The sequence below is a fragment of the Citrobacter sp. Cpo040 genome, from assembly GCF_030332915.1.
GTDB classification, from domain to species: domain Bacteria; phylum Pseudomonadota; class Gammaproteobacteria; order Enterobacterales; family Enterobacteriaceae; genus Citrobacter; species Citrobacter portucalensis.
This window is the reverse complement of the sequence record NZ_JAOWGX010000032.1, coordinates 84,215-108,497: the sequence shown is the minus strand read 5'-3', so window position 1 is coordinate 108,497 and position 24,283 is coordinate 84,215. Positions and strand designations below refer to the sequence as shown.

Below are 24,283 nucleotides of genomic sequence, written 5' to 3'. Positions count from 1 at the left end.
AATTTGCGGATTTTCGCATGCAAAAAGTGCTGTATATCTGAAAAAGCGGTGGTAGAATCCATTTTTAAGCAAACGGTGATTTTGAAAAATGGGTAACAACGTCGTCGTACTGGGCACCCAATGGGGTGACGAAGGTAAAGGGAAGATCGTCGATCTTCTGACTGAACGGGCTAAATATGTTGTGCGCTACCAGGGTGGTCACAACGCAGGCCATACTCTCGTAATCAACGGTGAAAAAACCGTCCTCCATCTTATTCCATCAGGCATTCTTCGCGAAAACGTAATCAGCATCATCGGTAACGGTGTTGTTCTGTCTCCGTCCGCGCTGATGAAAGAAATGAAAGGACTGGAAGATCGTGGTATCCCGGTTCGCGAGCGCCTGCTGCTGTCTGAAGCTTGTCCGCTGATCCTTGATTATCACGTTGCGTTGGATAACGCTCGTGAGAAAGCGCGTGGCGAGAAAGCGATCGGTACTACCGGTCGTGGTATCGGTCCGGCTTATGAAGACAAAGTAGCTCGTCGCGGTCTGCGTGTTGGCGATCTGTTTGATAAAGCAACTTTCGCTGAAAAACTGAAAGAAGTGATGGAATATCACAACTTCCAGCTGGTGAATTTCTATAAAGTTGAAGCAGTTGACTACCAGAAAGTGCTGGATGATGTGATGGCTATCGCCGACATCCTGACCTCAATGGTTGTTGATGTTTCCGATCTGCTGGACCAGGCGCGTAAGCGTGGCGATTTCGTCATGTTTGAAGGTGCGCAGGGTACGCTGCTGGATATCGACCACGGTACCTATCCGTACGTAACGTCCTCCAACACCACCGCAGGTGGCGTGGCAACCGGCTCCGGCCTGGGCCCACGTTATGTGGACTACGTTCTGGGTATCATCAAAGCTTACTCTACTCGTGTAGGTGCGGGTCCGTTCCCGACTGAGCTGTTTGATGACGTTGGCGAGTTCCTGTGCAAACAAGGTAACGAGTATGGCGCGACCACCGGTCGTCGTCGTCGTACCGGTTGGCTGGATTCCGTTGCTGTACGCCGTGCAGTACAGATTAACTCCCTGTCTGGCTTCTGCCTGACCAAACTGGACGTACTGGACGGTTTGAAAGAGGTGAAAATCTGTGTTGCTTACCGTATGCCGGATGGCCGCGAAGTAACGACTACTCCGCTGGCAGCTGACGACTGGAAAGGTATCGAGCCGATTTACGAAACCATGCCGGGTTGGTCTGAATCCACCTTCGGCGTGAAGGAACGTAGCGGTCTGCCGCAGGCAGCGCTGAACTACATCAAGCGTATTGAAGAACTGACCGGTGTGCCGATTGATATTATCTCAACTGGCCCAGACCGTACTGAAACCATGATCCTGCGCGACCCGTTCGACGCATAATTCTGGTTATAGCGTAGCGTCAAACGGCGCTGCGCTTGCACTAATTTAGGCCGGATAAGGTGCTTTGCATCAGAATCCGGCTTAAAATCACGTAAGTTCCTCGCTTTTTTCCTTCCCGAACTGAAATAAATTAGCGACCTGGCTGGTGGCTGGTTTATCATCAATGTAATTAATACTACCAGGTTTATCCGTTTTATCCCTTTTCCTGAGGTTGATGTGCAGTTAACAAGTTTCACCGATTACGGATTACGTGCGCTAATCTACATGGCGTCACTTCCCGAAGGACGTATGACCAGTATTTCTGAGGTGACAGAAGTCTACGGCGTGTCCCGTAATCATATGGTCAAAATAATCAATCAACTTAGCCGGGCGGGCTTTGTTACTGCTATTCGAGGAAAAAATGGCGGTATCCGCCTGGGTAAACCCGCTAAGGATATTGGTATTGGTGATGTAGTTCGCGAGCTGGAACCCTTATCGTTGGTCAACTGTAGCAGCGAGTTTTGCCACATTACCCCGGCCTGTCGACTCAAACAGGCGCTTTCTAAAGCAGTGCAAAGTTTTCTCACGGAACTGGACAACTACACACTTGCTGATTTGGTTGAAAAGAATCAACCGCTTTATAAATTATTGCTGGTGGAGTAACGACTCCCGCCAGCAGCGATGATGACGGAGGAACCGACATGTCACAAGATCCTTTCCAGGAACGCGAAGCAGAAAAATACGCGAATCCTATCCCGAGCCGGGAATTTATCCTCGAACATTTAACTAAACGTGAAAAGCCGGCCAACCGCGATGAGCTGGCCGCTGAACTCAATATTGAAGGTGAAGAGCAGCAAGAAGCGCTGCGTCGTCGCCTGCGCGCGATGGAGCGTGACGGACAACTGGTCTTCACCCGTCGCCAATGCTATGCGCTGCCGGAGCGTCTCGACCTGCTGAAAGGTACCGTTATTGGCCACCGTGATGGCTACGGCTTTCTGCGCGTTGAAGGCCGCAAAGATGACCTGTATCTGTCCAGCGAGCAAATGAAAACCTGCATTCATGGCGATCAGGTGCTGGCGCAGCCGTTGGGCGCGGACCGTAAAGGTCGCCGCGAAGCGCGTATTGTGCGCGTACTGGTGCCGAAAACCAGCCAGATTGTCGGCCGCTACTTCACCGACGCTGGTGTTGGATTTGTCGTCCCAGACGACAGCCGCCTGAGCTTCGATATTCTGATCCCGCCGGAAGAGGTAATGGGCGCTCGTATGGGCTTTGTGGTTGTCGTTGAACTGACCCAGCGTCCAACTCGCCGCACTAAAGCGGTGGGTAAAATTGTTGAAGTGCTGGGTGACAACATGGGAACCAGCATGGCCGTTGATATGGCCCTGCGTACTCATGAAATCCCATATATCTGGCCGCAGGCGGTTGAGAAACAGGTCGCCGGGCTGAAAGAAGAAGTGCCGGAAGAGGCGAAAGCAGGACGTGTCGATCTGCGCTCCCTGCCGCTGGTGACTATCGATGGCGAAGATGCGCGCGACTTCGACGATGCGGTCTACTGCGAGAAGAAACGCGGCGGTGGTTGGCGTTTATGGGTGGCGATTGCTGACGTAAGCTATTACGTTCGCCCGCCGACTCCGCTGGACCAGGAAGCGCGTAGCCGTGGCACATCCGTTTACTTCCCGTCGCAGGTAGTTCCGATGCTGCCGGAAGTGCTGTCTAACGGATTGTGTTCACTCAACCCGCAGGTGGACCGGTTGTGTATGGTCTGTGAAATGACCATTTCGTCGAAAGGCCGCTTAACTGGCTTTAAATTCTACGAAGCGGTCATGAGTTCCCACGCACGTCTGACCTACACCAAGGTCTGGCATATGCTGCAAGGCGACCAGGAGCTGCGTGAGCAGTACGCACCGCTGGTTAAACACATTGAAGAGCTGCATAACCTCTACAAAGTGCTGGATAAGGCCCGTGAAGAGCGTGGCGGTATCTCGTTTGAAAGTGAAGAGGCGAAGTTTATCTTCAATGCTGAACGCCGTATTGAGCGTATCGAGCAGACGCAGCGTAACGACGCGCACAAGCTGATTGAAGAGTGCATGATCATGGCGAACATCTCCGCGGCACGATTCGTTGAGAAAGCCAAAGAGCCAGCGCTGTTCCGTATTCACGATAAGCCGACGACCGAAGCGATTAACTCGTTCCGTTCCGTCCTGTCAGAGCTGGGGCTGGAGCTGCCTGGTGGCAACAAACCTGAGCCGCGTGATTACGCTGAACTGCTGGAGTCGATTGCTGACCGTCCTGACGCAGAAATGCTGCAAACCATGCTGCTGCGTTCGATGAAGCAGGCGATTTACGATCCGGAAAACCGTGGTCACTTTGGCCTGGCGCTGCAATCTTATGCACACTTTACTTCACCGATTCGTCGTTACCCGGATCTCTCCTTGCACCGGGCGATTAAGTATCTGCTGGCGCAGGAGCAGGGCCATAAGGGCAACACCACGGAAACCGGTGGCTACCATTATTCGATGGAAGAGATGCTGCAACTGGGTCAGCACTGTTCGATGGCCGAGCGCCGTGCTGATGAAGCCACGCGTGATGTCTCTGACTGGCTGAAGTGCGACTTTATGCTGGACCAGGTGGGTAATGTCTTCAAAGGCGTGATTGCCAGCGTGACCGGATTTGGTTTCTTTGTCCGTCTTGATGAACTGTTTATCGACGGTCTGGTGCATGTCTCCTCTCTGGATAACGACTACTATCGTTTCGACCAGGTTGGGCAGCGCCTGACGGGGGAATCCAGCGGCCAGATGTATCGCCTGGGCGATCGCGTGGAAGTTCGCGTGGAAGCAGTCAACATGGACGAGCGTAAGATCGACTTCAGCTTGATCTCCAGCGAACGTGCGCCGCGTAATGAAGGTAAAACCGCCCGCGAAAAAGCCAAAAAAGGCGATGCGGGTAAAAATACCGGTAAACGTCGTCAGATGGGCAAAAAGGTGAATTTCGAGCCGGACAGCGCTTTCCGCGGCGAGAAGAAAGGCAGAGCCAAACCTCAGGCGGATAAGAATGCGGCTGAGAAGAAAGGCGATAAAAAAGCGAAAAAGCCCTCGGCAAAAACGCTTAAAATTGCTGCCGCCACTAAAGCTAAACGTGCGGCGAAAAAGAAAGTCGCACAATAACAGCCATAGACTGTAAGTCGGGCAACCTTCGCGTTGCCCGGCGTTACGCATAAACTATTAACGAGTACATTCATGAGTGAAATGATTTACGGCATCCATGCGGTGCAGGCCCTGCTGGAACGTGCGCCTGAGCGCTTCCAGGACGTCTTTATTCTCAAAGGTCGTGAAGATAAACGCCTGCTGCCGCTGATCCACGCACTGGAAGCACAGGGTGTTGTCATTCAGCTGGCTAACCGTCAGTTTCTGGATGAGAAAAGCGAGGGTGCGGTACATCAGGGGATTATTGCTCGCGTGAAGCCGGGCCGTCAGTATCAGGAAAACGATCTGCCGGATCTGATTGCTACGCTCGATCAGCCGTTCTTTTTGATCCTCGATGGCGTCACCGATCCGCATAACCTGGGCGCATGCCTGCGTAGCGCCGATGCCGCTGGCGTACATGCTGTAATCGTACCGAAGGATCGTTCCGCACAGTTGAATGCGACGGCGAAAAAAGTGGCCTGTGGTGCGGCAGAAAGCGTACCGCTGATCCGCGTGACCAACCTGGCGCGCACCATGCGTATGCTGCAGGAAGAGAATATCTGGATCGTCGGAACCGCAGGTGAAGCCGACCATACTCTCTATCAGAGCAAAATGACCGGTCGTCTGGCGCTGGTGATGGGCGCAGAGGGTGAAGGTATGCGCCGTCTGACCCGTGAACACTGTGACGAACTGATCAGCATCCCGATGGCAGGGAGCGTTTCGTCATTGAACGTTTCAGTTGCGACGGGCATCTGCCTGTTTGAAGCCGTCCGCCAGCGCGGCTAATTCATTCTCTATGTCTCTTAAGCCATCCCTCGGGATGGCTTTTTTGTGACCTGAATCCCAGGCACTCTCTTGTCTGGCTGACCATACTTAAAGCGACGGCCATTGACGGAGGGAGACACAATGCACTGGCAAACGCATACCGTTTTTAACCAACCTGTACCGCTCAATAACAGTAACTTATATTTGTCCGATGGCGCGCTGTGCGAAGCGGTTATCCGCGAAGGCGCTGGTTGGGACAGCGATCTTCTCGCCAGTATTGGTCAGCAGCTAGGGACTGCCGAGTCGCTCGAACTGGGCCGTCTGGCCAATGCTTTTCCACCTGAACTGTTGCGCTACGACCCGCAGGGGCAGCGGCTGGATGATGTGCGTTTTCATCCTGCCTGGCATTTGCTGATGCAGGGATTGTGCGCCAACCGCGTACATAATCTGGCCTGGGAAGAAGATGTGAGGCAGGGAACATTTGTTGCCCGGGCGGCGCGTTTCATGCTGCATGCGCAGGTTGAAGCTGGCACGTTGTGTCCGGTGACCATGACTTTTGCCGCCACGCCGCTGTTACTTCAAATGTTACCCGCCCCCTTTCACGACTGGCTTACGCCGCTGCTAAGCGACCGTTATGACTCGCATTTGCTGCCCGGTGGGCAAAAGCGTGGGCTGCTTATCGGTATGGGCATGACCGAGAAGCAGGGTGGTTCAGATGTGCTGAGCAATACCACTCAGGCAGAACGTCTTGCTGACGGCTCGTATCTGCTGGTGGGACATAAGTGGTTTTTCTCCGTGCCGCAAAGCGATGCCCATTTAGTGCTGGCCCAGGCTAAGGGGGGATTATCCTGCTTTTTTGTGCCGCGATTTTTACCTGACGGGCAGCGTAATGCTATCCGTCTTGAGAGATTGAAAGATAAGTTAGGCAACCGCTCCAACGCCAGCTGCGAGGTTGAATTCCACGATGCGATTGGCTGGCTATTGGGTGAAGAAGGGGAAGGTATACGCCATATCCTGAAAATGGGGGGGATGACGCGTTTTGACTGTGCGCTCGGTAGTCACGGTATGATGCGGCGTGCTTTTTCCGTCGCGATTTACCATGCTCACCAGCGACAGGTTTTTGGCAAGCCATTGATTGAACAGCCGATGATGCGTCAAGTGTTAGGTCGGATGGCGCTCCAACTGGAAGGTCAAACGGCGTTACTGTTTCGACTGGCGCGGGCCTGGGACCGCCGTGCTGATGCTAAAGAAGCGCTGTGGGCCAGGTTGTTCACGCCAGCAGCGAAATTCTCCGTTTGCAAAAGCGGTATGCCATTTGTGGCAGAGGCGATGGAAGTGCTGGGTGGGATTGGCTATTGCGAGGAGAGCGAGCTGCCGCGTTTGTATCGTGAAATGCCGGTAAACAGTATCTGGGAAGGCTCTGGTAACATTATGTGCCTTGATGTATTGCGGGTACTGACCAAACAACCCGGCATATACGAGATGCTCAGTGAAGCCTTTGCGGAAGTCAAAGGGCAAGACCGACATTACGATCGAATGGTACGTCAGCTCCAGCAGCGTTTACGTAAACCCAGCGAGGCATTGGGGCGGGAGATTACGCAGCAGCTTTTCCAGCTTGGTTGCGGAGCGCAGATGTTGCGCTATGCCTCTCCACCAGTGGCGCAGGCCTGGTGCCAAATGATGCTTGATACGCGGGGGGGACTACGATTGTCTGAGCAGGTGCTGAATGATTTGCTTCTGCGGGCAACGGGGGGATTACGGTAATAATATGCCTGATGGCGACGCTTTCGCGTCTTATCATGTCTACAGTTCACTGTAGCTCAGATAAGTTTACGCCATCTGGCAATGTGTTAAGCATAGAGTATGGCCTGTACGCGCCAGTTGTCGGGCTGCTGATCTTCGTACATTTGAATGATCCGATACCATGAGGCACCTTGTTCATCCGCTTTTAACGCGACAACACGTTCTACATCCTGCGGATTTCCTGCAATGTTACTGACAGATATCTGGCCAATTTCGTTCAGGCCAGTAACACAGTCAGCACTGGCGAATTCGGCAGACTGCGCCGTAGTACCTACCAGTCCGGCAGAAAGCAGCAGTGAGGATAAGGCAAGTGATTGTTTCATCGTCAGCTCCATTATTCGTACCCCTACACACGGCAGGGCATTCCATCGCGATAATAAACCTCAAGCTTCCTGCTGTTGGTTTATTGTGCACAGGTAAACGCATAGGGGCGCAAAGCAATGTAAAGCTGACTAAATTTCAACCCAATGTTATTTACGATACAAAATAGCCTGTGAATACCATTGGCCTGTCACGATAGTTTCATCCACTAATAAAACCACGTAGTAATCAGCTTTAGCCGCGGCGGCTTTGGCACGGATCTCTGCCAGCGCATCATCCGGAGAGCCTCTTACCAGCGCGCTAACCGTCCCTAATCGCTGTAACCCATTACTTTGGTCACGGCGGATCTCCTGCGGGTGGTCGGCAACTGGCGGTGCGGGTTGTGGCGTTCCCTGTAGCACACTACAGGCGCTTAAAAACATAACCAACAACAAAGAGGCAAACCGACGCATAACTCTATCTCGTTTCCTGATAGCCATAGTGTAGTGCCTTATTAATTTCCCTTTAGGGGAATGTTCCCGAATTGTTATCTCTCACGCGATTTTCGAATGAAAATGTTGCGAAAGCGTAACCCAGTTCTCAACATTATGAATCATTGCCGAACACATTCGCTTGCGTTAAGTATTGCTGCATGGCATACCAGAAAGAAAGAGGCGACAAATGATCGAAATTGAAACACGACAGTTGGCGGGTATCCCTGTCCTGCACGCCGTTCCGGCTGGCAAACGCGAATGTTCACTCCCTTGTATTATCTTCTATCACGGGTTTACCTCTTCAAGCCTGGTTTACAGCTATTTTGCCGTTGCTCTGGCTCAGGCCGGGTTCCGGGTCGTCATGCCAGATGCGCCAGACCATGGCGCTCGCTTCAAAAGCGATGCCCAGGTGCGGATGCATCGCTTCTGGCATATTTTGCAGCAAAATATGCAGGAGTTTACGACGTTACGTGCGGCGCTGGTGGCGGAAAATTGGCTTTCAGATGAGCGGCTTGCCGTCGGTGGGGCGTCGATGGGGGGAATGACAGCATTGGGCATAATGGCGCGCCATCCTGAGGTTAAATGTGTAGCCAGCCTGATGGGTTCAGGCTATTTTACCCGGCTTGCGCAGACGCTGTTTCCCCCTTTACTGGTTCAGACCCCAGAGCAACAGGCGGAATTTGATGCCGTTATCGCCCCGCTTGCCGAATGGGATGTTACGCATCAGTTACCACGCCTCGCTGACAGGCCGTTGCTGCTGTGGCATGGACAGGATGATGATGTTGTACCGGCTGTTGAAACTTTCCGCTTACAGCAAGCGCTGATTCAGGCAGGTTTGGACAACAATCTGACCTGCCTGTGGGAAGCGGGCGTACGACATCGCATCACGCCAGAAGCGCTGGCTGCGACGGTGACGTTTTTCCGCCAGCACCTTTAAACGCGCATAATGCTCACGCCCTGAGCTTCGAGCTGTTGCAGGATCTCAGGGTTCGCATTTTTGCCGGTAATCAGCATGTCGATTTGATCGGCGCGGCTGAACAGCATCCCCGCGCGTTCACCGACCTTACTGCTATCGACCAACACCACCAGTTTGCCCACCACGTTAAGCATCTTCTGCTCCGCCATCGCGGTGAGCATATCGGTTTTATACAGTCCATCTGCGGTCAACCCTTTGCCACTGGTGAACATCCAGTGCCCGGCATACAGGCTATTTTCACTGCCTTGCGGGCTAAGCGTGATGGATTGGCTTTTGTTATATTGCCCTCCCATGATGATCACGCTGTCATGCTCCTGGTCGATCAGATAGTTTGCCAGCGGCAGATAATTAGTGATGATCTGCACCGGCTTGCCGCACATTTCGCGACCCAGCAGAAAGGCGGTCGATCCGCAGTTGATCACCACGCTTTCACCCGCATTCACAAGCTGGGATGCCGCCTTGGCAATGCGAACTTTTTCATCGTGGTTCTGTGCCTGGTGCAGATTCATTGGCGTCCAGCGCGGTCTCTGCTGGGTAATAGCTTCTGCGCCGTTGCGGACTTTCTTGAGTTTGCCGCTTTCATCGAGTTTGTTGATATCCCGGCGTGCTGTGGCGGGTGAAATCCCCAGACGCTCAATCACGTTCTCAACGGTAACAAAGCCCAACTGCGCCAGCATATCCAGCAATATTTGATGTCTTTGTGCTTCAGTCATGAGCTATTCCGATACAAATTGATTTGAAAAGATGATATTTGAAATAGCCTGGAAATACTAAAGTAAATGGGAAAAAATGCCGGGATGGCCCGGCATTTTGTGTGGATCACAAGAACGATTTAAACGGTAAATCCGGTTCAATCGTGAAGCAGTCGTCAAAGCCGCGCGGATAGTGATATTCAAAGTTATCTTTGTCCAGCGGCCAGGTAAACTTGCCACCCACCTGCCAGATAAAAGGCTTAAAGCCATACTTCAGCCGATCCTTTTTCATCTCCCACAGTACGCGGATCTCCTGAGGATCGGCCTGGAAGTTTGACCAGATATCGTGATGGAAAGGGATCACCACTTTTGTATTCAGGGCCTCCGCCATACGCAGCATGTCGGAACTGGTCATTTTGTCCGTAATACCCCGTGGGTTCTCGCCGTAGGATCCGAGCGCGACGTCGATCTGGTGCTCATTGCCATGCTTTGCATAGTAGTTGGAGTAGTGTGAATCACCGCTGTGATAAAGCGTACCGCCCGGCGTTTTGAACAGATAGTTTACGGCACGGGCATCCATACCATCCGGCAGCACACCTGCCGCTTTTTGATCGGCAGGAAGCGTGATCAATGCCGTACGATCAAACGCATCAAGCGCGTGAATTTCAATATCTTTCACTTTCACTACATCGCCAGGTTTTACCACGATGCAGCGCTCTTTTGGTACATCCCAACCGATCCACAGATCCACACAAGTCTGCGGTCCAATAAACGGCACGTCGTCGGCACAGTTCTGCATGACGGCTGCCGCAACATTTACGTCGATGTGATCGTTATGATCGTGCGTGGCCAGCACCGCATCGATCTGACGAATGGCAAACGGATCAAGAACAAACGGTGTGGTGCGCAGGTTTGGCTGCAGTTTCTTCACGCCCGCCATGCGTTGCATCTGGTGACCGGTTTTCATCAGCGGGTTACCGTGACTCTGTTTACCCGTACCGCACCAGAAATCGACGCAGACGTTAGTTCCGCCTTCAGACTTTAGCCAAATTCCGGTACAGCCAAGCCACCACATAGCGAAAGTGCCGGGTGCGACCTGTTCCTGCTCGATCTCTTCATTGAGCCAGCTTCCCCACTCCGGGAATGTGCTCAGAATCCATGATTCACGCGTGATGCTTTTTACTTTACTCATCGCAATTACCTTCATGTTTGTTCAAGTTGAATCAAATGATGATTTGTTTTGATTGATACTGACATCATTTTCTCAAGAAGGCAATGCGCTGATTTTTGGTGTTGAATGGGAAAATGTGAACAAATTACAACGTGACAAGATGGTTTATATGAAATGTATTTTTGTATTTTATTGTTTTAAATGAATTTATTTTGGCGTGTATGAATTTGAAGTAAATCCACTCTGCAAGTAAGAGAATTATTTGCGTACTTCATCACATTTAATCAAATTCAATCTTGTTGTGATTACTTTTGAAAATTAGAGTGAGGGCACAACATCCTGGGCATCTGTAATGAATGTTCAGCAACTTCGTCTACTGGAGATCGTTATGGAGATCCTCTACAACATCTTTACCGTCTTTTTTAATCAGGTCATGACCAATGCACCGTTGCTGTTGGGTATTGTGACCTGCCTCGGCTATATCCTGTTGCGTAAAAGTGTCAGCGTCATTATCAAAGGCACGATCAAAACGATTATCGGTTTTATGTTATTGCAGGCAGGGTCGGGCATTCTGACCAGCACGTTTAAACCGGTGGTGGCGAAGATGTCTGAGGTTTACGGTATCAATGGCGCGATCTCCGATACCTATGCCTCCATGATGGCAACCATCGAACGAATGGGTGATGCCTACAGTTGGGTAGGGTACGCCGTACTGTTAGCGCTGGCGCTGAACATTTGTTACGTACTGCTACGGCGTATTACCGGTATTCGAACCATCATGCTGACTGGGCACATCATGTTCCAGCAGGCGGGGCTGATTGCTGTCTCTTTCTACATCTTTGGTTACCCGATGTGGACCACCATCATCTGTACCGCGGTGCTGGTGTCGCTCTACTGGGGGATTACCTCCAATATGATGTACAAACCGACGCAGGAAGTGACCGACGGCTGCGGTTTTTCCATCGGTCACCAGCAGCAGTTCGCCTCATGGATTGCTTACAAAGTCGCGCCGTATCTGGGTAAGAAAGAGGAGAGCGTAGAAGATCTCAAGCTGCCAGGCTGGCTGAATATCTTCCATGACAACATCGTTTCCACCGCGATTGTGATGACCATCTTTTTCGGGGCGATCCTGCTCTCTTTCGGCATAGATGTGGTTCAGGCGATGGCGGGTAAAACCCACTGGACGGTCTATATCCTGCAAACCGGTTTTTCGTTTGCTGTCGCTATCTTCATCATCACCCAGGGCGTACGTATGTTCGTTGCTGAACTTTCAGAAGCGTTCAACGGTATCTCTCAACGTCTGATCCCCGGCGCGGTGTTGGCTATCGACTGCGCAGCGATTTACAGCTTTGCCCCCAACGCGGTGGTCTGGGGCTTTATGTGGGGCACCATCGGCCAACTGATTGCAGTAGGTATTCTGGTTGCCTGCGGCTCTTCCATCCTGATTATCCCAGGCTTTATCCCGATGTTCTTCTCGAACGCCACTATCGGCGTATTTGCTAACCACTTTGGCGGCTGGCGCGCGGCGCTCAAGATTTGCCTGGTGATGGGGATGATCGAAATCTTCGGCTGCGTTTGGGCGGTGAAACTCACCGGTATGAGCGCCTGGATGGGCATGGCGGACTGGTCAATTCTGGCACCGCCGATGATGCAAGGCTTTGCCTCCATCGGCATCGTGTTTATGGCCGTCATTATTTTGATTGCACTGGCTTATATGTTTTTCGCAGGACGCACGTTGCGCGCTGAGGAAGACGCAGAAAAACAACTGGCAGAACACTCTGCTTAATAAGGAGTTCCGATTATGACCGTACGTATTCTGGCTGTGTGTGGCAATGGGCAGGGCAGTTCCATGATCATGAAAATGAAAGTGGACCAGTTTTTAACCCAGTCAAATATTGACCATACGGTAAACAGCTGCGCCGTGGGTGAATACAAAAGTGAACTGAGCGGTGCGGATATCATCATCGCTTCTACGCATATCGCCGGTGAGATTACCGTTTCTGGCAATAAATATGTCGTTGGCGTACGCAACATGCTGTCTCCTGCCGATTTTGGACCAAAACTGCTGGAAGTGATCAAAGCGCATTTCCCGCAGGACGTGAAGTAAGGGGCGGCATATGAAATTACGTGACTCGCTGGCAGACAATAATTCCATCCTTTTGCAAGCCGAGGCCAGTACCTGGCAGGAAGCGGTAAAGCTTGGTGTGGATCTGTTGGTTAAGGCCGATGTGGTTGAACCACGCTACTACCAGGCCATCCTTGATGGCGTTGAGCAGTTTGGCCCGTACTTTGTGATTGCGCCAGGCCTGGCAATGCCGCACGGCCGTCCGGAGGAAGGGGTTAAGAAAACCGGTTTTGCGCTGGTGACGCTGAAAACGCCGCTGGTGTTTAACCACGAAGATAACGACCCGGTCGATATTCTGATAACGATGGCGGCAGTTGACGCCAACACGCATCAGGAAGTGGGCATCATGCAGATCGTGAATCTCTTTGATGACGAAGCCAATTTTGACCGTTTACGCGCCTGCCGCACCGCGCAGGAAGTGTTGGATTTAATTGATAACGCCACTGCGGCGGCTGTTTAAAAGGATACCAAAATGTCATTACCTATGTTGCAGGTTGCGCTGGATAACCAATCAATGTCTTCCGCGTATGAAACGACGCGTCTGATTGCCGAAGAGGTCGATATCATTGAGGTGGGCACTATTCTTTGCGTGGCAGAGGGCGTGCGCGCCGTACGCGATCTGAAGGCGCTTTACCCGCATAAAATTGTGCTGGCGGACGCCAAAATTGCCGATGCGGGAAAAATCCTCTCTCGCATGTGTTTCGAAGCCAACGCTGACTGGGTCACCGTCATCTGCTGTGCGGATATCAACACCACCAAGGGGGCACTGGAGGTGGCGAAAGAATTTAACGGTGATGTACAGATTGAACTGACGGGTTACTGGACCTGGGAGCAGGCGCAAGAGTGGCGTGACGCGGGCATTGGGCAAGTTGTGTATCACCGCAGCCGTGATGCGCAGGCAGCGGGTGTGGCATGGGGAGAGGCGGATATCAGCGCGATCAAACGCCTGTCCGAGATGGGCTTTAAAGTCACCGTCACCGGCGGTCTGGCGTTGGAAGATCTGCCGCTGTTCCAGGGAATTCCGATTCACGTCTTTATTGCCGGTCGCAGCATTCGCGATGCCGCTTCTCCGGTGGAAGCGGCCCGTCAGTTCAAACGTTCTATCGCCCAGCTGTGGGGATAAGGAGCGACTATGTTGTCGAAACAGGTCCCGCTCGGTATTTATGAAAAAGCACTCCCCGGCGGGGAGTGCTGGCTGGAGCGTTTGCAGCTGGCGAAGGAACTGGGCTTTGACTTTGTCGAAATGTCGGTTGATGAAACCGACGCTCGCCTGGCGCGTCTTGACTGGAACCGCGAGCAGCGACTGGCGCTGGTGGCCGCTATCGCTGAGACAGGGATACGGGTACCGTCCATGTGCCTGAGCGCTCATCGTCGTTTCCCGCTTGGTAGTGAAGATGATGCGGTACGCGAACAGGGGCTGGAGATCATGCGTAAAGCCATTCAGTTTGCGCAGGATATCGGTATTCGCGTTATTCAACTGGCGGGTTACGACGTTTATTACCAGCAGGCCAATAACGAAACGCGTCGTCGGTTTCGCGATGGGCTGAAAGAAAGCGTAGAGATGGCGAGCCGTGCACAGGTGACGCTGGCGATGGAAATCATGGATTATCCACTGATGAATTCGATCAGTAAGGCGCTGGGATACGCTCACTATCTCAACAATCCGTGGTTCCAGCTGTATCCCGATATCGGCAATTTGTCGGCGTGGGACAACGATGTGCAGATGGAGCTGCAGGCGGGAATGGGTCATATCGTTGCCGTACACGTGAAAGATACTAAACCCGGCGTATTCAAAAATGTGCCGTTTGGTGAAGGGGTTGTCGATTTTGAACGTTGTTTCGAAACGCTCAAACAGAGTGGCTATTGCGGGCCATACCTGATTGAGATGTGGAGTGAAACGTCGGACGATCCGGCTCGTGAAGTGGCGAAGGCGCGCGACTGGGTGAAAGCGCGTATGGCCAGCGCCGGTCTGGTGGAGGCGGTGTAATGCAAAAACTCAAACAGCAGGTTTTTGAGGCTAATATGGATCTGCCGCGCTACGGGCTGGTGACGTTTACCTGGGGTAATGTCAGCGCTATCGACCGCGAACGCGGGATGGTGGTGATTAAGCCCAGCGGCGTCGACTACCAGACAATGACAGTGGACGACATGGTAGTTGTGGATCTGCACGGCAACGTGGTGGAAGGACGCTATCGTCCTTCTTCCGATACCGCCACCCATCTGGCGCTGTATCGTCGCTATTCCTCTCTTGGCGGCGTGGTGCATACCCACTCAACCCACGCGACGGCATGGGCGCAGGCAGGTCTGGCAATTCCTGCGCTAGGCACGACGCATGCGGACTACTTCTTTGGTGATATCCCCTGCACCCGGGCGTTAACTGAAGCGGAAGTTCAGGATGAGTATGAGCTGAATACCGGCAGGGTGATTGTTGAAACGCTGGGGGAGGTGGAACCTTTGCATACGCCAGGCGTAGTGGTGTACCAGCATGGCCCGTTTGCCTGGGGCAAAGATGCTCATGACGCGGTACATAACGCGGTGGTGATGGAAGAGGTGGCAAAAATGGCATGGATTGCGCGTGGCATTAATCCGGCTCTTAGCCCCATCGACAGTTATCTGATGAATAAACACTTCATGCGTAAGCACGGCCCAAACGCCTACTACGGGCAGAAGTAACGTCTTTGCCCCGGACAACGTGCATCTACGGATGTGCGTCACCGATCTGTTCGGGGCAATTTTCAGCGTTGCTGGTAAGCCGCTGGTGTAAATCGCATTCCTGCTAAAACTATCGCACAAATGACAGCACCAGCGTAAAACGTCGAGGCTGCGCCCATCGTTTCCCACAGAATGCCCGCGCCGGTACTGGCTACCAGTAGGGCGATGCCACTGATCAGATTAAACATACCGAAGGCCGTACCGCGTAGCTCTGCTGGCGCGGTATGCGCAATCATGGCAGCCAGCAACCCTTGCGTCATGCCCATATGAATCCCCCACAGTCCCACGCCTATCAGCAACGTGCTCCAGTGGTGACTCATCGCCAGAGTGATATCCGCCGCGATCAGGACCAGCAGGCCCGCCTGTAACATGCGGGTGTGGTTCATGCTGTCAGACATTTTACCAAAAGGATAAGCCGACAGACTGTAGACCAGATTCATGGCGACCATCACCAGCGGAATGGCAAACAGTGGGATATCCATTTGATATGCGCGCAACACGAGAAACGCTTCGCTAAAGCGGGCGAGCGTGAAGAGCGCGCCCAGTCCCACGACCCACCAGTAAGCTGCACTCAGCTTTTTCAGGTTTTCCCGTCGTAATGGATTGGTGCGTTTATCAGTGACGGGGGTTTTCGGTTCACTCAGGCCAAACCATAGCAGGGTGATAGAGAGTACTCCAGGGATGACGGCAACCCAGAAGATAGTGTGAAAATCGTTGTTCCATAGCAGCATTAGCCCGACGGCGAGCAGGGGGCCCAGAAATGCGCCAATGGTATCCAAAGACTGGCGCAGACCATAGGCGGCACCGCGGATCTCGGACGGGGTGACATCTGCGACTAACGCATCCCTGGGGGCGCCGCGAATACCTTTACCCACACGATCAATCATGCGAGCGCTGAATACCATGCCTGATGAGCCCGCCATCGCGAACAGGGGCTTACTTAGTGCCCCCAAACCATAACCGAGCATCGCCAGCCCTTTGCGCTTTCCCAGATAATCACTGAGGACGCCGGAAAAAACCTTAATGATGAGCGCGGTGGCTTCAGCTAATCCTTCAATCAGGCCAATGATAATGACGCTGGCTCCCAGCGTGGTTGCCATAAACAACGGCAGCAGGCTATGGATCATTTCGGAGGAGACATCCATGAGCAGACTCACGCCGCCCAGCACCCAAACGCCTTTTGGTATGCGATTCAGCGTCGCATAGCGTGCAAACATGGTTTCGCTCCAGAGAATCAGTTCGGTAATGCTTTATTTAATCAGTAAATGATGACCAGGATAAGATACAAAGAAAAATAATTCTCATTTACCTGATGCGCAAAAAAAGCCCCCAGTGAAGGGGGCAAGTCAAACTGTGGCAATGTTCTCGTTGGTTATTTCTGGTGTTAACGATAAATATCTGCACTGGCGTGCATATTTCCGTTACTACCGGGTTCCCTGGTGAGGATCACGTGGTAGTAGGTTGCGCCTTGCGCATCGGTCTCTTCATTCAGGGCCTGAGTGGCTTCACTTTCAGTGGCGAAGTTATGATTTATGTAAATGACGCCTAAGCTCTGCACATCATCCATGTTCCTGGCCTGATGGTTATCAATTTTGATGGCTGCCGTTGCATTTGCACTGAGCAAAAGCACAGCCAGAAGGGTCAAAACACGGGCTCGCATATGTACCTCCTCGACTGCGGTCTCTGGTTGCCTCTCTCCTGTGAGTGATTAACTTCTGATGTAATTTTAACCGCTACCAGCGCAGTCGATAGCGACCATTTCTGATGCAGTTGTTCAAAAAATTACCGCATAGCCATCTTTTCTTTAATTAACAGTCTGCTGGTGTATACCGCTGCGGTGAAAAAATACCTGCCTTTCGCGCATAAGCTCTTACTAAATAGTCAATTTAATCGGGTGAGTACGCCGTTTATAGTGAGCCGGATAATTAATATAACTTTATGATAATAAGGCAAAAACTTATGGATACTTCATTCATGGATTTCAGCTATTTCGTGGTTATGTTTATGGTCGCGCTGGTGGCTGGCTTTATTAACGTGGTGTCGGGTGGTGGTGGATTTCTCTCTATTGGCGCACTCTTAATTTCTGGTTTACCCCCGGCTAATGCGCTGGCAACCAATAAAATTCAGGCTCTGGGTAGCTCGCTGACCTCCGGAATTTACTTTTTACGCCGAGGACATATCAACGTGCAGGAGCACAAGTATGTGTTTTTATCTGCCTTTATCGGTTCTGCGCTGGGAACGACGCTTATCCAGTTCATTGAACCGGAACTGCTGAAGAAACTGCTCCCAATCCTGATTATCGCAGTCGCCATTTACTTTATTTTTGCGCCAAACCTTAGCGAACCGAAAAGAAAGCAGCAGGTATCCCTGTTTCTCTTCTCGTTGATCGGTGGGGGATGTATTGGTTTTTATGATGGCTTTCTCGGGGCTGGGGCAGGTTCCTTTTATACCCTCAGCTATATTCTGCTGTGGGGATACAGTATTGATAAAGCGCAAATCCACTCGAATTTTATTAACCTGGCGTCGAACATCGCCTCAATTTTGTTCTTCATTTTCGGCGGTAAAATGATCTGGTCGCTGGGTTTGGTGATGTTTGCAGGGCAATCCCTTGGCGCACGTCTTGGTGCGACAGTCGTACTGACGCGCGGTAAGAAAGTCATCCGACCCATGATTGTCATTGTCTCCATTTGTATCAGCATCAAAATGCTGCTGGATATGTATTAATGGCAACATGATAAATAATCGTACAAGCACCTTGAGTTTACCTGCTGACCCCAGTATTATGACGCGTCATTTTTCAGCCGACCTTTAACACGTTCCTTGCCTCCATGGGCCTCGGCTGACCCAGACAGGAGGCTGAATAATCCGTAAGGAGCAATTCGATGCGTCATTACGAAATCGTTTTTATGGTCCATCCTGACCAGAGCGAACAGGTTCCGGGTATGATCGAACGCTACACTGCTGCCATCACTGGTGCAGAAGGCACGATCCACCGTCTGGAAGACTGGGGCCGCCGTCAGCTGGCTTACCCGATCAACAAACTGCACAAAGCTCACTACGTTCTGATGAACGTTGAAGCGCCGCAGGAAGTGATCGATGAGCTGGAAACTACCTTCCGCTTCAACGATGCCGTTATCCGCAGCATGGTTATGCGTACTAAACACGCTGTTACCGAAGCATCTCCGATGGTTAAAGCGAAAGACGAGCGTCGTGAACGTCGCGATGATTTCGCTAACGAAACCGCAGATGATGCTGAAGCTGGGGATTCTGAAGAGTAATTTCTGATGACCAACCGTCTGGCGTTGTCCGGCACTGTGTGCAGGGCCCCCCTTCGAAAGGTCAGTCCATCAGGAATTCCTCATTGCCAGTTCGTGCTTGAGCATCGTTCTGTGCAGGAGGAAGCCGGGTTTCACCGGCAGGCGTGGTGCCAAATGCCCGTTATTATTAGCGGACACGAAAACCAGGCCATTACTCACAGTATAACGGTCGGTAGCGCAGTGACCGTTCAGGGGTTCATCTCTTGCCACAAGGCAAAGAACGGCCTGAGCAAAATGGTTCTGCATGCCGAGCAGATTGAATTGATAGATTCTGGAGACTAGCCATATGGCACGTTATTTCCGTCGTCGCAAGTTCTGCCGTTTCACCGCGGAAGGCGTTCAAGAGATCGACTATAAAGATATCGCTACGCTGAAAAACTACATCACCGAAAGCGGTAAGATTGTCCCAAGCCGTATCACCGGTACCCGTGCAAAATACCAGCGTCAGCTGGCTCGCGCTATCAAACGCGCTCGCTACCTGTCCCTGCTGCCGTACACTGATCGTCATCAGTAATCGGTCACGGTCCATTAATACGACTTTGAGAGGATAAGGTAATGCAAGTTATTCTGCTTGATAAAGTAGCAAACCTGGGTAGCCTGGGTGATCAGGTTAACGTTAAAGCGGGCTATGCTCGTAACTTCCTGGTACCACAGGGTAAAGCTGTTCCTGCTACCAAGAAAAACGTTGAATTTTTCGAAGCGCGTCGCGCTGAACTGGAAGCTAAACTGGCTGACGTTCTGTCCGCTGCTGAAGCTCGTGCTGAGAAAATCAACGCACTGGAAACCGTAACCATCGCGTCTAAAGCTGGCGACGAAGGTAAACTGTTCGGTTCCATCGGTACTCGCGACATCGCTGACGCTGTAACTGCAGCTGGCGTTGAAGTAGCTAAGAGCGAAGTTCGTCTGCCGAACGGCGTTCTGCGTACCACTGGCGAGCACGAAGTGAGCTTCCAGGTTCACAGCGAAGTGTTTGCTAAGCTGACTGTAAACGTAGTTGCAGAATAAGTTTTTATTCTGATGACCGCGTAAAAGCGCCGGCCCTGTGCCGGCGTTTTGCTTTTCTGTTCCCCCGCTTTTCTCTCTGGCTATTCTTTATCCTTTTCGGGATAATCACAAAAATAAAACATTATTTCAAAGTGGTGATGGAATGGAACCAACGCACCAACCTCTGTTTGCGCGTAAAAATATTGTCTACCTGAGCGCGGCGTTCTGCTGCCTGCTGTGGGGGAGCGCCTATCCGGCGATCAAAAGCGGATATGAGATCTTCCAGATTGCCACGGATGACATTCCCTCAAAGATTGTCTTTGCCGGATATCGCTTTCTGTTTGCGGGATTATTGCTGCTACTGCTGGCGGTAGCGCAGCGTAAACCGATTGGCCGGTTAAGCCCGCGTCAGTACGGCCAACTCACGCTGTTGGGGCTAACGCAAACCTCGCTGCAATACATCTTCTTCTACATTGGCCTGGCGTTCACGACGGGAGTGAAAGGGTCCATCATGAATGCGACCGGGACCTTCTTCAGCGTGCTGCTGGCCCATTTTATCTACCATAACGACAAACTGAGCTACAACAAAGCGCTGGGCTGTATTCTGGGCTTTACCGGCGTAATGGTGGTGAACTTTAGCAGTGGAATGGATTTTAGCTTCAGCCTGTTAGGCGACGGCTCAGTAGTGATGGCAGCCTTTATTCTCTCTGCTGCCACGCTATATGGAAAACGTATTTCTCAGACGGTGGACCCGACGGTAATGACAGGGTACCAGTTGGGCGGTGGCGGCCTGGCGTTGGTTATCGGCGGCTACGCTTTTGGCGGCACGCTAACCGTACACGGTGCGTCTTCGGTGGCGATTCTCGGCTACCTGACGTTACTCTCTTCGGTCGCTTTCGCCTTGTGGAGTATTCTGCTCAAACATAATCGTGTGGGGATGATTGCGCCGTTTAACTTCCTGATCCCGGTTTCGGGTGCAGTGCTGTCGGCAATATTCCTCGGTGAAAACATTCTCGAATGGAAATATGCGGTAGCGCTGGTGCTGGTGTGTTCGGGGATCTGGTGGGTGAACAAGGTGAAACGCTGACGTTTCACCTTGATGCCTGATGGCGTTATCGCTTATCAGGCCTGGAATCGCGGGGTCACAGCGCTTAACGGGCGCGAATAAAACTGCCGTTAGGCTGGCGGGTAAACAGGACCTGCTGGCCATTTCCGGTATCAATGGTTAATCCTGTCACTACGCCATTGGCATTCTGCCTGATCTGTATCATCTGACCGTCTTTCAGATTGCTCAGTGGTTTTCCGGCGCCTTCAACCTGTGCCATCGCATACACATCGGTTGGCGGGAGGTTATGGTCACGGAATACCTGCGCCAGCGTTTTACCTGAGTCTACGCGGTAGGAGCGCCACTGCTGGTCAATTCCGCTATCCTGTTGGAAAGGTTGTGTCTGCGGCTGAGATTGCTGGACCTGAGGCTGCGCATCAGGTTCGCCTTCCTGGATTGGCTCTGGCGCAACCGGAGCGACCTGGCCGGGATCATTTTGCGGCGGGACAAGCTGTGCCTGCAACTGAGCCTCGGTCGGTGGCTGCGATTGTGACTGTAAATCCAGCTGGGCAGTACGCGTCACCACAGGGGTATCGCTGGTGTCACTGGAAGGGAGCAGGAAACCTATCACCAACACAATAGCAGCAATAATAATGCCGCGGCGGTGCATAGGTGGTAGCGGGTCCATAATGCGAAAATTGTCCGGTGCATGCCAGATTTTCGCCAGGGTTGGTTTTAATTCAAAGCGCCCGGGCATGGCTTTCCTCCTGCTCCGCGTCTCGTTCCTCGATCATAGAGTATAGATGGCTAACGCTATGATGTTCGTCATATTACCCGCTTTCGTGACGTCAACGCGGGATATTCCTATTGTTTATGTTTCCTCGCGATTTGTCATCTGTTCCCGAGACAAAGTTTTACCGGATGCGGCATGGCTGATATGCTGCCCGCTACTTTACATCCGATGAAAGGAAATATGATGGCTAACCCGACTTTTGACACTATCGAAGCGCAAGCAAGCTACGGCATTGGTTTGCAGGTAGGACAACAGCTGAGCGAATCCGGACTGGAAGGACTGTTGCCTGAAGCGCTGGTAGCGGGTATCGCTGACGCGCTGGAAGGTAAGCACCCGGCAGTGCCGGTTGATGTTGTGCATCGCGCACTGCGTGAAATCCACGAACGTGCTGATGCAGTTCGTCGCGAGCGTTTCCAGGCTATGGCGGCTGATGGCGTCAAATATCTGGAAGAAAACCGTGAGAAAGACGGTGTGAACAGCACTGAATCCGGTTTGCAGTTCCGTGTTCTGACCCAGGGTGAAGGTGCTATTCCGGCACGTACTGACCGCGTTCGCGTGCACTACACCGGTAAGCTGATCGACGGTACCGTGTTTGACAGCTCTGTCGCACGTGGCGAACCGGCTGAATTCCCGGTTAACGGCGTAATCCCAGGCTGGATTGAAGCGCTGACCCTGATGCCGGTAGGTTCCAAATGGGAACTGACTATTCCTCAGGAACTGGCTTACGGCGAGCGTGGCGCTGGCGCGTCCATTCCTCCGTTCAGCACGCTGGTGTTCGAAGTTGAGCTGCTTGAGATCCTGTAAGCAGTGACTTCTGTTCCCCCCGAGGCCGGGGGGAGCAAAAAAATAGCGTGAAAAGCTATAGTTACGTCGTTGTCGATATTTTATCTTGCAAATGCCCCGTCAGCGTGTATTTTTGTGAGCTGATTCGCGCTATCAGAGTGATATGACACTCACTTTAAACATTAAATTAACATTATATCTAAATCTTAGTATTCATCCCGCCAATTCTTACCTAATATCGATGAGTCCTGATAACAGGATCGTCGTATCATAGACACACTAAAGGCCGTAGAGCCTGAACAACACAGACAGGTACAGGAAGAAAAAACATGGTAGATCAGGTAAAAGTCGACACCGCTGAAGAGGCGTCGTCTGAACAGTCGCTACGGCGCAATCTCACAAACCGTCATATTCAACTTATTGCTATTGGTGGCGCTATCGGTACTGGCCTGTTTATGGGCTCCGGTAAAACCATCAGTCTCGCCGGACCGTCGATCATCTTTGTGTATATGATCATCGGTTTTATGCTGTTTTTCGTGATGCGTGCAATGGGTGAATTGCTGCTCTCGAATCTGGAGTACAAATCGTTTAGTGATTTTGCCTCTGACCTGCTCGGGCCATGGGCCGGGTATTTTACCGGTTGGACCTACTGGTTTTGCTGGGTCGTTACCGGGATGGCAGACGTTGTCGCCATTACCGCGTATGCGCAATTCTGGTTCCCCGAACTGTCAGACTGGGTCGCCTCGCTGGCGGTGATCGTGCTGCTGCTGAGCCTCAACCTCGCCACCGTAAAAATGTTTGGTGAGATGGAGTTCTGGTTTGCGATGATCAAAATCGTTGCTATTATCGGCCTGATTGTCGTCGGTCTGGTGATGGTGCTGACGCACTTCCAGTCGCCAACCGGCGTTCAGGCATCGTTCACGCACTTGTGGAATGACGGTGGCTGGTTCCCGAAAGGTCTGAGCGGCTTCTTTGCCGGCTTCCAGATAGCGGTGTTCGCATTTGTGGGTATTGAGCTGGTGGGTACGACCGCAGCGGAAACCAAGGACCCGGAGAAATCTCTGCCGCGCGCCATTAACTCGATTCCAATCCGTATCATCATGTTCTACGTGTTCGCGCTGATCGTGATTATGTCCGTTACGCCGTGGAGCTCGGTAGTGCCAACCAAGAGCCCATTCGTTGAACTGTTTGTGCTGGTTGGTCTGCCTGCTGCGGCGAGCCTGATCAACTTTGTTGTACTGACTTCAGCTGCCTCTTCTGCAAACAGCGGCGTGTTCTCTACCAGCCGTATGCTGTTCGGTCTGGCCCAGGAAGGCGTGGCGCCTAAAGCGTTTGCCAAGCTGTCTAAACGCGCAGTTCCAGCGAAGGGTTTAACCTTCTCCTGTATCTGTCTGCTGGGCGGCGTGGTGATGCTGTACGTGAACCCGAGCGTGATTGGCGCCTTCACCATGATCACCACTGTATCGGCGATTCTGTTCATGTTCGTCTGGACCATCATTCTTTGCTCGTACCTGGTGTACCGCAAGCAACGTCCTCACCTGCATGAAAAATCAATCTACAAGATGCCGTTAGGCAAGCTGATGTGCTGGGTATGTATGGCGTTTTTCGTCTTCGTACTGGTACTGCTGACGCTGGAAGATGATACCCGTCAGGCGCTGATCGTGACGCCGCTGTGGTTCATCGCGCTGGGTCTGGGCTGGTTGTTTATCGGTAAGAAACGTATGGCAGGCGTGCGTTAATCGCTAAGACGTGAGATGTAGGCCGGATAAGGCGTT

27 protein-coding genes are annotated in these 24,283 nt (G+C 52.2%); 20 read left to right on the top strand and 7 right to left on the bottom strand.

The genetic code is table 11. The features are described from left to right. Positions 1-88: 88 nt before the first annotated feature. The 5 genes from purA to OGX86_RS02810 all read left to right on the top strand — a co-directional run bounded on the left by purA (position 89) and on the right by OGX86_RS02810 (position 7,077). A complete protein-coding gene (purA, locus tag OGX86_RS02830) occupies positions 89-1,387 on the top strand; it encodes an adenylosuccinate synthase (RefSeq protein ID WP_003025606.1) in 1,299 nt (432 codons plus the stop codon). A gap of 216 nt (positions 1,388-1,603) precedes the next feature. Continuing rightward, positions 1,604-2,029, top strand: coding sequence for a nitric oxide-sensing transcriptional repressor NsrR (gene nsrR, locus OGX86_RS02825; protein ID WP_003830485.1), 426 nt, complete (start codon positions 1,604-1,606; stop codon positions 2,027-2,029). A 38-nt stretch (positions 2,030-2,067) separates the two neighbouring features. Next, positions 2,068-4,530 (top strand): ribonuclease R, encoded by a 2,463-nt coding sequence (rnr, locus tag OGX86_RS02820; RefSeq protein WP_103014489.1) that lies wholly within the window; start codon positions 2,068-2,070, stop codon positions 4,528-4,530. 72 nt (positions 4,531-4,602) lie between these two features. Then, positions 4,603-5,334, top strand: a complete 732-nt coding sequence (gene rlmB, locus OGX86_RS02815; RefSeq protein WP_003830482.1) for a 23S rRNA (guanosine(2251)-2'-O)-methyltransferase RlmB — start codon at positions 4,603-4,605, stop codon at positions 5,332-5,334. 120 nt (positions 5,335-5,454) lie between these two features. Further along, positions 5,455-7,077 (top strand): isovaleryl-CoA dehydrogenase, encoded by a 1,623-nt coding sequence (locus tag OGX86_RS02810; protein WP_128316756.1) that lies wholly within the window; start codon positions 5,455-5,457, stop codon positions 7,075-7,077. A gap of 86 nt (positions 7,078-7,163) precedes the next feature. Here the strand turns inward: OGX86_RS02810 and yjfN are convergent, their stop codons facing one another. Beyond that, complete coding sequence (gene yjfN / locus OGX86_RS02805) at positions 7,164-7,439, bottom strand: DUF1471 family protease activator YjfN (protein ID WP_003830465.1); 276 nt, start codon at positions 7,437-7,439, stop codon at positions 7,164-7,166. 147 nt (positions 7,440-7,586) lie between these two features. Continuing rightward, positions 7,587-7,916: a biofilm peroxide resistance protein BsmA gene (gene bsmA / locus OGX86_RS02800; protein ID WP_057066585.1), complete on the bottom strand. Its 330-nt coding sequence runs from the start codon at positions 7,914-7,916 to the stop codon at positions 7,587-7,589. Positions 7,917-8,097: 181 nt separating this feature from the next. On the opposite strand from bsmA, the gene yjfP reads away from it, so the two are divergent. Beyond that, complete coding sequence (yjfP, locus tag OGX86_RS02795) at positions 8,098-8,847, top strand: esterase (protein WP_048227203.1); 750 nt, start codon at positions 8,098-8,100, stop codon at positions 8,845-8,847. On the opposite strand, the gene ulaR is transcribed toward yjfP, so the two are convergent. Next, complete coding sequence (gene ulaR / locus OGX86_RS02790) at positions 8,844-9,599, bottom strand: HTH-type transcriptional regulator UlaR (RefSeq protein WP_003025646.1); 756 nt, start codon at positions 9,597-9,599, stop codon at positions 8,844-8,846. The genes yjfP and ulaR overlap by 4 nt on opposite strands. Before the next feature lie 106 nt (positions 9,600-9,705). After that, a complete protein-coding gene (gene ulaG, locus OGX86_RS02785) occupies positions 9,706-10,770 on the bottom strand; it encodes an L-ascorbate 6-phosphate lactonase (RefSeq protein WP_286639265.1) in 1,065 nt (354 codons plus the stop codon). Between the two features lie 367 nt (positions 10,771-11,137). Between ulaG and ulaA the strand changes: the two genes are divergently transcribed. From ulaA to OGX86_RS02755, 6 genes are read left to right on the top strand one after another with little or no spacing between them, the layout of a single operon-like run. Next, entirely contained in the window at positions 11,138-12,535 is a 1,398-nt protein-coding gene (ulaA, locus tag OGX86_RS02780; protein WP_003830456.1) for a PTS ascorbate transporter subunit IIC, read from the top strand. Between the two features lie 15 nt (positions 12,536-12,550). Then, complete coding sequence (gene ulaB / locus OGX86_RS02775) at positions 12,551-12,856, top strand: PTS ascorbate transporter subunit IIB (protein ID WP_003025655.1); 306 nt, start codon at positions 12,551-12,553, stop codon at positions 12,854-12,856. Between the two features lie 10 nt (positions 12,857-12,866). Further along, complete coding sequence (gene ulaC / locus OGX86_RS02770; protein ID WP_006686330.1) at positions 12,867-13,334, top strand: PTS ascorbate transporter subunit IIA; 468 nt, start codon at positions 12,867-12,869, stop codon at positions 13,332-13,334. Between the two features lie 12 nt (positions 13,335-13,346). Next, a complete protein-coding gene (gene ulaD, locus OGX86_RS02765; RefSeq protein ID WP_003025660.1) occupies positions 13,347-13,997 on the top strand; it encodes a 3-keto-L-gulonate-6-phosphate decarboxylase UlaD in 651 nt (216 codons plus the stop codon). Positions 13,998-14,006: 9 nt separating this feature from the next. Further along, complete coding sequence (locus OGX86_RS02760; protein WP_043018185.1) at positions 14,007-14,861, top strand: L-ribulose-5-phosphate 3-epimerase; 855 nt, start codon at positions 14,007-14,009, stop codon at positions 14,859-14,861. After that, positions 14,861-15,547, top strand: a complete 687-nt coding sequence (locus OGX86_RS02755) for an L-ribulose-5-phosphate 4-epimerase (protein ID WP_267458601.1) — start codon at positions 14,861-14,863, stop codon at positions 15,545-15,547. Before OGX86_RS02760 ends, OGX86_RS02755 begins: the two co-directional genes overlap by 1 nt. A 62-nt stretch (positions 15,548-15,609) precedes the next feature. Here OGX86_RS02755 and OGX86_RS02750 read toward each other — a convergent pair whose 3' ends face one another. Together OGX86_RS02750 and yjfY are read right to left on the bottom strand one after the other, a co-directional pair. Next, entirely contained in the window at positions 15,610-16,803 is a 1,194-nt protein-coding gene (locus tag OGX86_RS02750) for an MFS transporter (protein WP_048227201.1), read from the bottom strand. A gap of 167 nt (positions 16,804-16,970) precedes the next feature. Continuing rightward, a complete protein-coding gene (gene yjfY, locus OGX86_RS02745) occupies positions 16,971-17,246 on the bottom strand; it encodes a DUF1471 family protein YjfY (protein WP_003025668.1) in 276 nt (91 codons plus the stop codon). A 299-nt stretch (positions 17,247-17,545) separates the two neighbouring features. On the opposite strand from yjfY, the gene OGX86_RS02740 reads away from it, so the two are divergent. The 6 genes from OGX86_RS02740 (at position 17,546) to OGX86_RS02710 (ending at position 20,974) form a co-directional block, all read left to right on the top strand. Further along, positions 17,546-18,310 (top strand): TSUP family transporter, encoded by a 765-nt coding sequence (locus OGX86_RS02740; RefSeq protein ID WP_003830447.1) that lies wholly within the window; start codon positions 17,546-17,548, stop codon positions 18,308-18,310. 158 nt (positions 18,311-18,468) lie between these two features. Continuing rightward, positions 18,469-18,864 carry a 30S ribosomal protein S6 gene (rpsF, locus tag OGX86_RS02730; protein WP_003025672.1) on the top strand — a complete coding sequence of 132 codons (396 nt, stop codon included), beginning with the start codon at positions 18,469-18,471 and terminating at the stop codon, positions 18,862-18,864. Between the two features lie 6 nt (positions 18,865-18,870). Then, complete coding sequence (priB, locus tag OGX86_RS02725) at positions 18,871-19,185, top strand: primosomal replication protein N (protein WP_003025674.1); 315 nt, start codon at positions 18,871-18,873, stop codon at positions 19,183-19,185. Positions 19,186-19,189: 4 nt separating this feature from the next. After that, positions 19,190-19,417 carry a 30S ribosomal protein S18 gene (rpsR, locus tag OGX86_RS02720; protein WP_000135199.1) on the top strand — a complete coding sequence of 76 codons (228 nt, stop codon included), beginning with the start codon at positions 19,190-19,192 and terminating at the stop codon, positions 19,415-19,417. 41 nt (positions 19,418-19,458) lie between these two features. After that, positions 19,459-19,908 carry a 50S ribosomal protein L9 gene (rplI, locus tag OGX86_RS02715; RefSeq protein ID WP_003025676.1) on the top strand — a complete coding sequence of 150 codons (450 nt, stop codon included), beginning with the start codon at positions 19,459-19,461 and terminating at the stop codon, positions 19,906-19,908. A 142-nt stretch (positions 19,909-20,050) separates the two neighbouring features. Beyond that, entirely contained in the window at positions 20,051-20,974 is a 924-nt protein-coding gene (locus tag OGX86_RS02710; protein WP_048215078.1) for a DMT family transporter, read from the top strand. Between the two features lie 64 nt (positions 20,975-21,038). Here the strand turns inward: OGX86_RS02710 and OGX86_RS02705 are convergent, their stop codons facing one another. After that, complete coding sequence (locus OGX86_RS02705) at positions 21,039-21,689, bottom strand: LysM-like peptidoglycan-binding domain-containing protein (protein ID WP_032942177.1); 651 nt, start codon at positions 21,687-21,689, stop codon at positions 21,039-21,041. A 219-nt stretch (positions 21,690-21,908) separates the two neighbouring features. On the opposite strand from OGX86_RS02705, the gene bamJ reads away from it, so the two are divergent. Continuing rightward, positions 21,909-22,529, top strand: a complete 621-nt coding sequence (gene bamJ, locus OGX86_RS02700) for a BamJ family beta-barrel-assembly machinery protein (protein WP_032934269.1) — start codon at positions 21,909-21,911, stop codon at positions 22,527-22,529. Between the two features lie 308 nt (positions 22,530-22,837). Then, positions 22,838-24,247 (top strand): D-serine/D-alanine/glycine transporter, encoded by a 1,410-nt coding sequence (gene cycA, locus OGX86_RS02695; RefSeq protein ID WP_008786019.1) that lies wholly within the window; start codon positions 22,838-22,840, stop codon positions 24,245-24,247. Positions 24,248-24,283: the final 36 nt, after the last annotated feature.

Excerpts from the sequence above, each read along its gene's own strand:
- yjfP (WP_048227203.1), top strand. The coding sequence starts at position 8,098 with ATGATCGAAATTGAAACACGACAGTTGGCGGGTATCCCTGTCCTGCAC.
- ulaG (WP_286639265.1), bottom strand. The coding sequence starts at position 10,770 with ATGAGTAAAGTAAAAAGCATCACGCGTGAATCATGGATTCTGAGCACA.
- OGX86_RS02755 (WP_267458601.1), top strand. The coding sequence starts at position 14,861 with ATGCAAAAACTCAAACAGCAGGTTTTTGAGGCTAATATGGATCTGCCG.
- ulaA (WP_003830456.1), top strand. The coding sequence starts at position 11,138 with ATGGAGATCCTCTACAACATCTTTACCGTCTTTTTTAATCAGGTCATG.
- priB (WP_003025674.1), top strand. The coding sequence starts at position 18,871 with ATGACCAACCGTCTGGCGTTGTCCGGCACTGTGTGCAGGGCCCCCCTT.
- rpsF (WP_003025672.1), top strand. The coding sequence starts at position 18,469 with ATGCGTCATTACGAAATCGTTTTTATGGTCCATCCTGACCAGAGCGAA.
- ulaD (WP_003025660.1), top strand. The coding sequence starts at position 13,347 with ATGTCATTACCTATGTTGCAGGTTGCGCTGGATAACCAATCAATGTCT.
- rpsR (WP_000135199.1), top strand. The coding sequence starts at position 19,190 with ATGGCACGTTATTTCCGTCGTCGCAAGTTCTGCCGTTTCACCGCGGAA.
- yjfN (WP_003830465.1), bottom strand. The coding sequence starts at position 7,439 with ATGAAACAATCACTTGCCTTATCCTCACTGCTGCTTTCTGCCGGACTG.
- bsmA (WP_057066585.1), bottom strand. The coding sequence starts at position 7,916 with ATGGCTATCAGGAAACGAGATAGAGTTATGCGTCGGTTTGCCTCTTTG.
- cycA (WP_008786019.1), top strand. The coding sequence starts at position 22,838 with ATGGTAGATCAGGTAAAAGTCGACACCGCTGAAGAGGCGTCGTCTGAA.
- purA (WP_003025606.1), top strand. The coding sequence starts at position 89 with ATGGGTAACAACGTCGTCGTACTGGGCACCCAATGGGGTGACGAAGGT.
- OGX86_RS02705 (WP_032942177.1), bottom strand. The coding sequence starts at position 21,689 with ATGCCCGGGCGCTTTGAATTAAAACCAACCCTGGCGAAAATCTGGCAT.
- OGX86_RS02740 (WP_003830447.1), top strand. The coding sequence starts at position 17,546 with ATGGATACTTCATTCATGGATTTCAGCTATTTCGTGGTTATGTTTATG.
- rplI (WP_003025676.1), top strand. The coding sequence starts at position 19,459 with ATGCAAGTTATTCTGCTTGATAAAGTAGCAAACCTGGGTAGCCTGGGT.
- bamJ (WP_032934269.1), top strand. The coding sequence starts at position 21,909 with ATGGCTAACCCGACTTTTGACACTATCGAAGCGCAAGCAAGCTACGGC.
- OGX86_RS02760 (WP_043018185.1), top strand. The coding sequence starts at position 14,007 with ATGTTGTCGAAACAGGTCCCGCTCGGTATTTATGAAAAAGCACTCCCC.
- yjfY (WP_003025668.1), bottom strand. The coding sequence starts at position 17,246 with ATGCGAGCCCGTGTTTTGACCCTTCTGGCTGTGCTTTTGCTCAGTGCA.
- OGX86_RS02810 (WP_128316756.1), top strand. The coding sequence starts at position 5,455 with ATGCACTGGCAAACGCATACCGTTTTTAACCAACCTGTACCGCTCAAT.
- ulaB (WP_003025655.1), top strand. The coding sequence starts at position 12,551 with ATGACCGTACGTATTCTGGCTGTGTGTGGCAATGGGCAGGGCAGTTCC.
- ulaC (WP_006686330.1), top strand. The coding sequence starts at position 12,867 with ATGAAATTACGTGACTCGCTGGCAGACAATAATTCCATCCTTTTGCAA.
- rlmB (WP_003830482.1), top strand. The coding sequence starts at position 4,603 with ATGAGTGAAATGATTTACGGCATCCATGCGGTGCAGGCCCTGCTGGAA.
- OGX86_RS02750 (WP_048227201.1), bottom strand. The coding sequence starts at position 16,803 with ATGTTTGCACGCTATGCGACGCTGAATCGCATACCAAAAGGCGTTTGG.
- rnr (WP_103014489.1), top strand. The coding sequence starts at position 2,068 with ATGTCACAAGATCCTTTCCAGGAACGCGAAGCAGAAAAATACGCGAAT.
- ulaR (WP_003025646.1), bottom strand. The coding sequence starts at position 9,599 with ATGACTGAAGCACAAAGACATCAAATATTGCTGGATATGCTGGCGCAG.
- OGX86_RS02710 (WP_048215078.1), top strand. The coding sequence starts at position 20,051 with ATGGAACCAACGCACCAACCTCTGTTTGCGCGTAAAAATATTGTCTAC.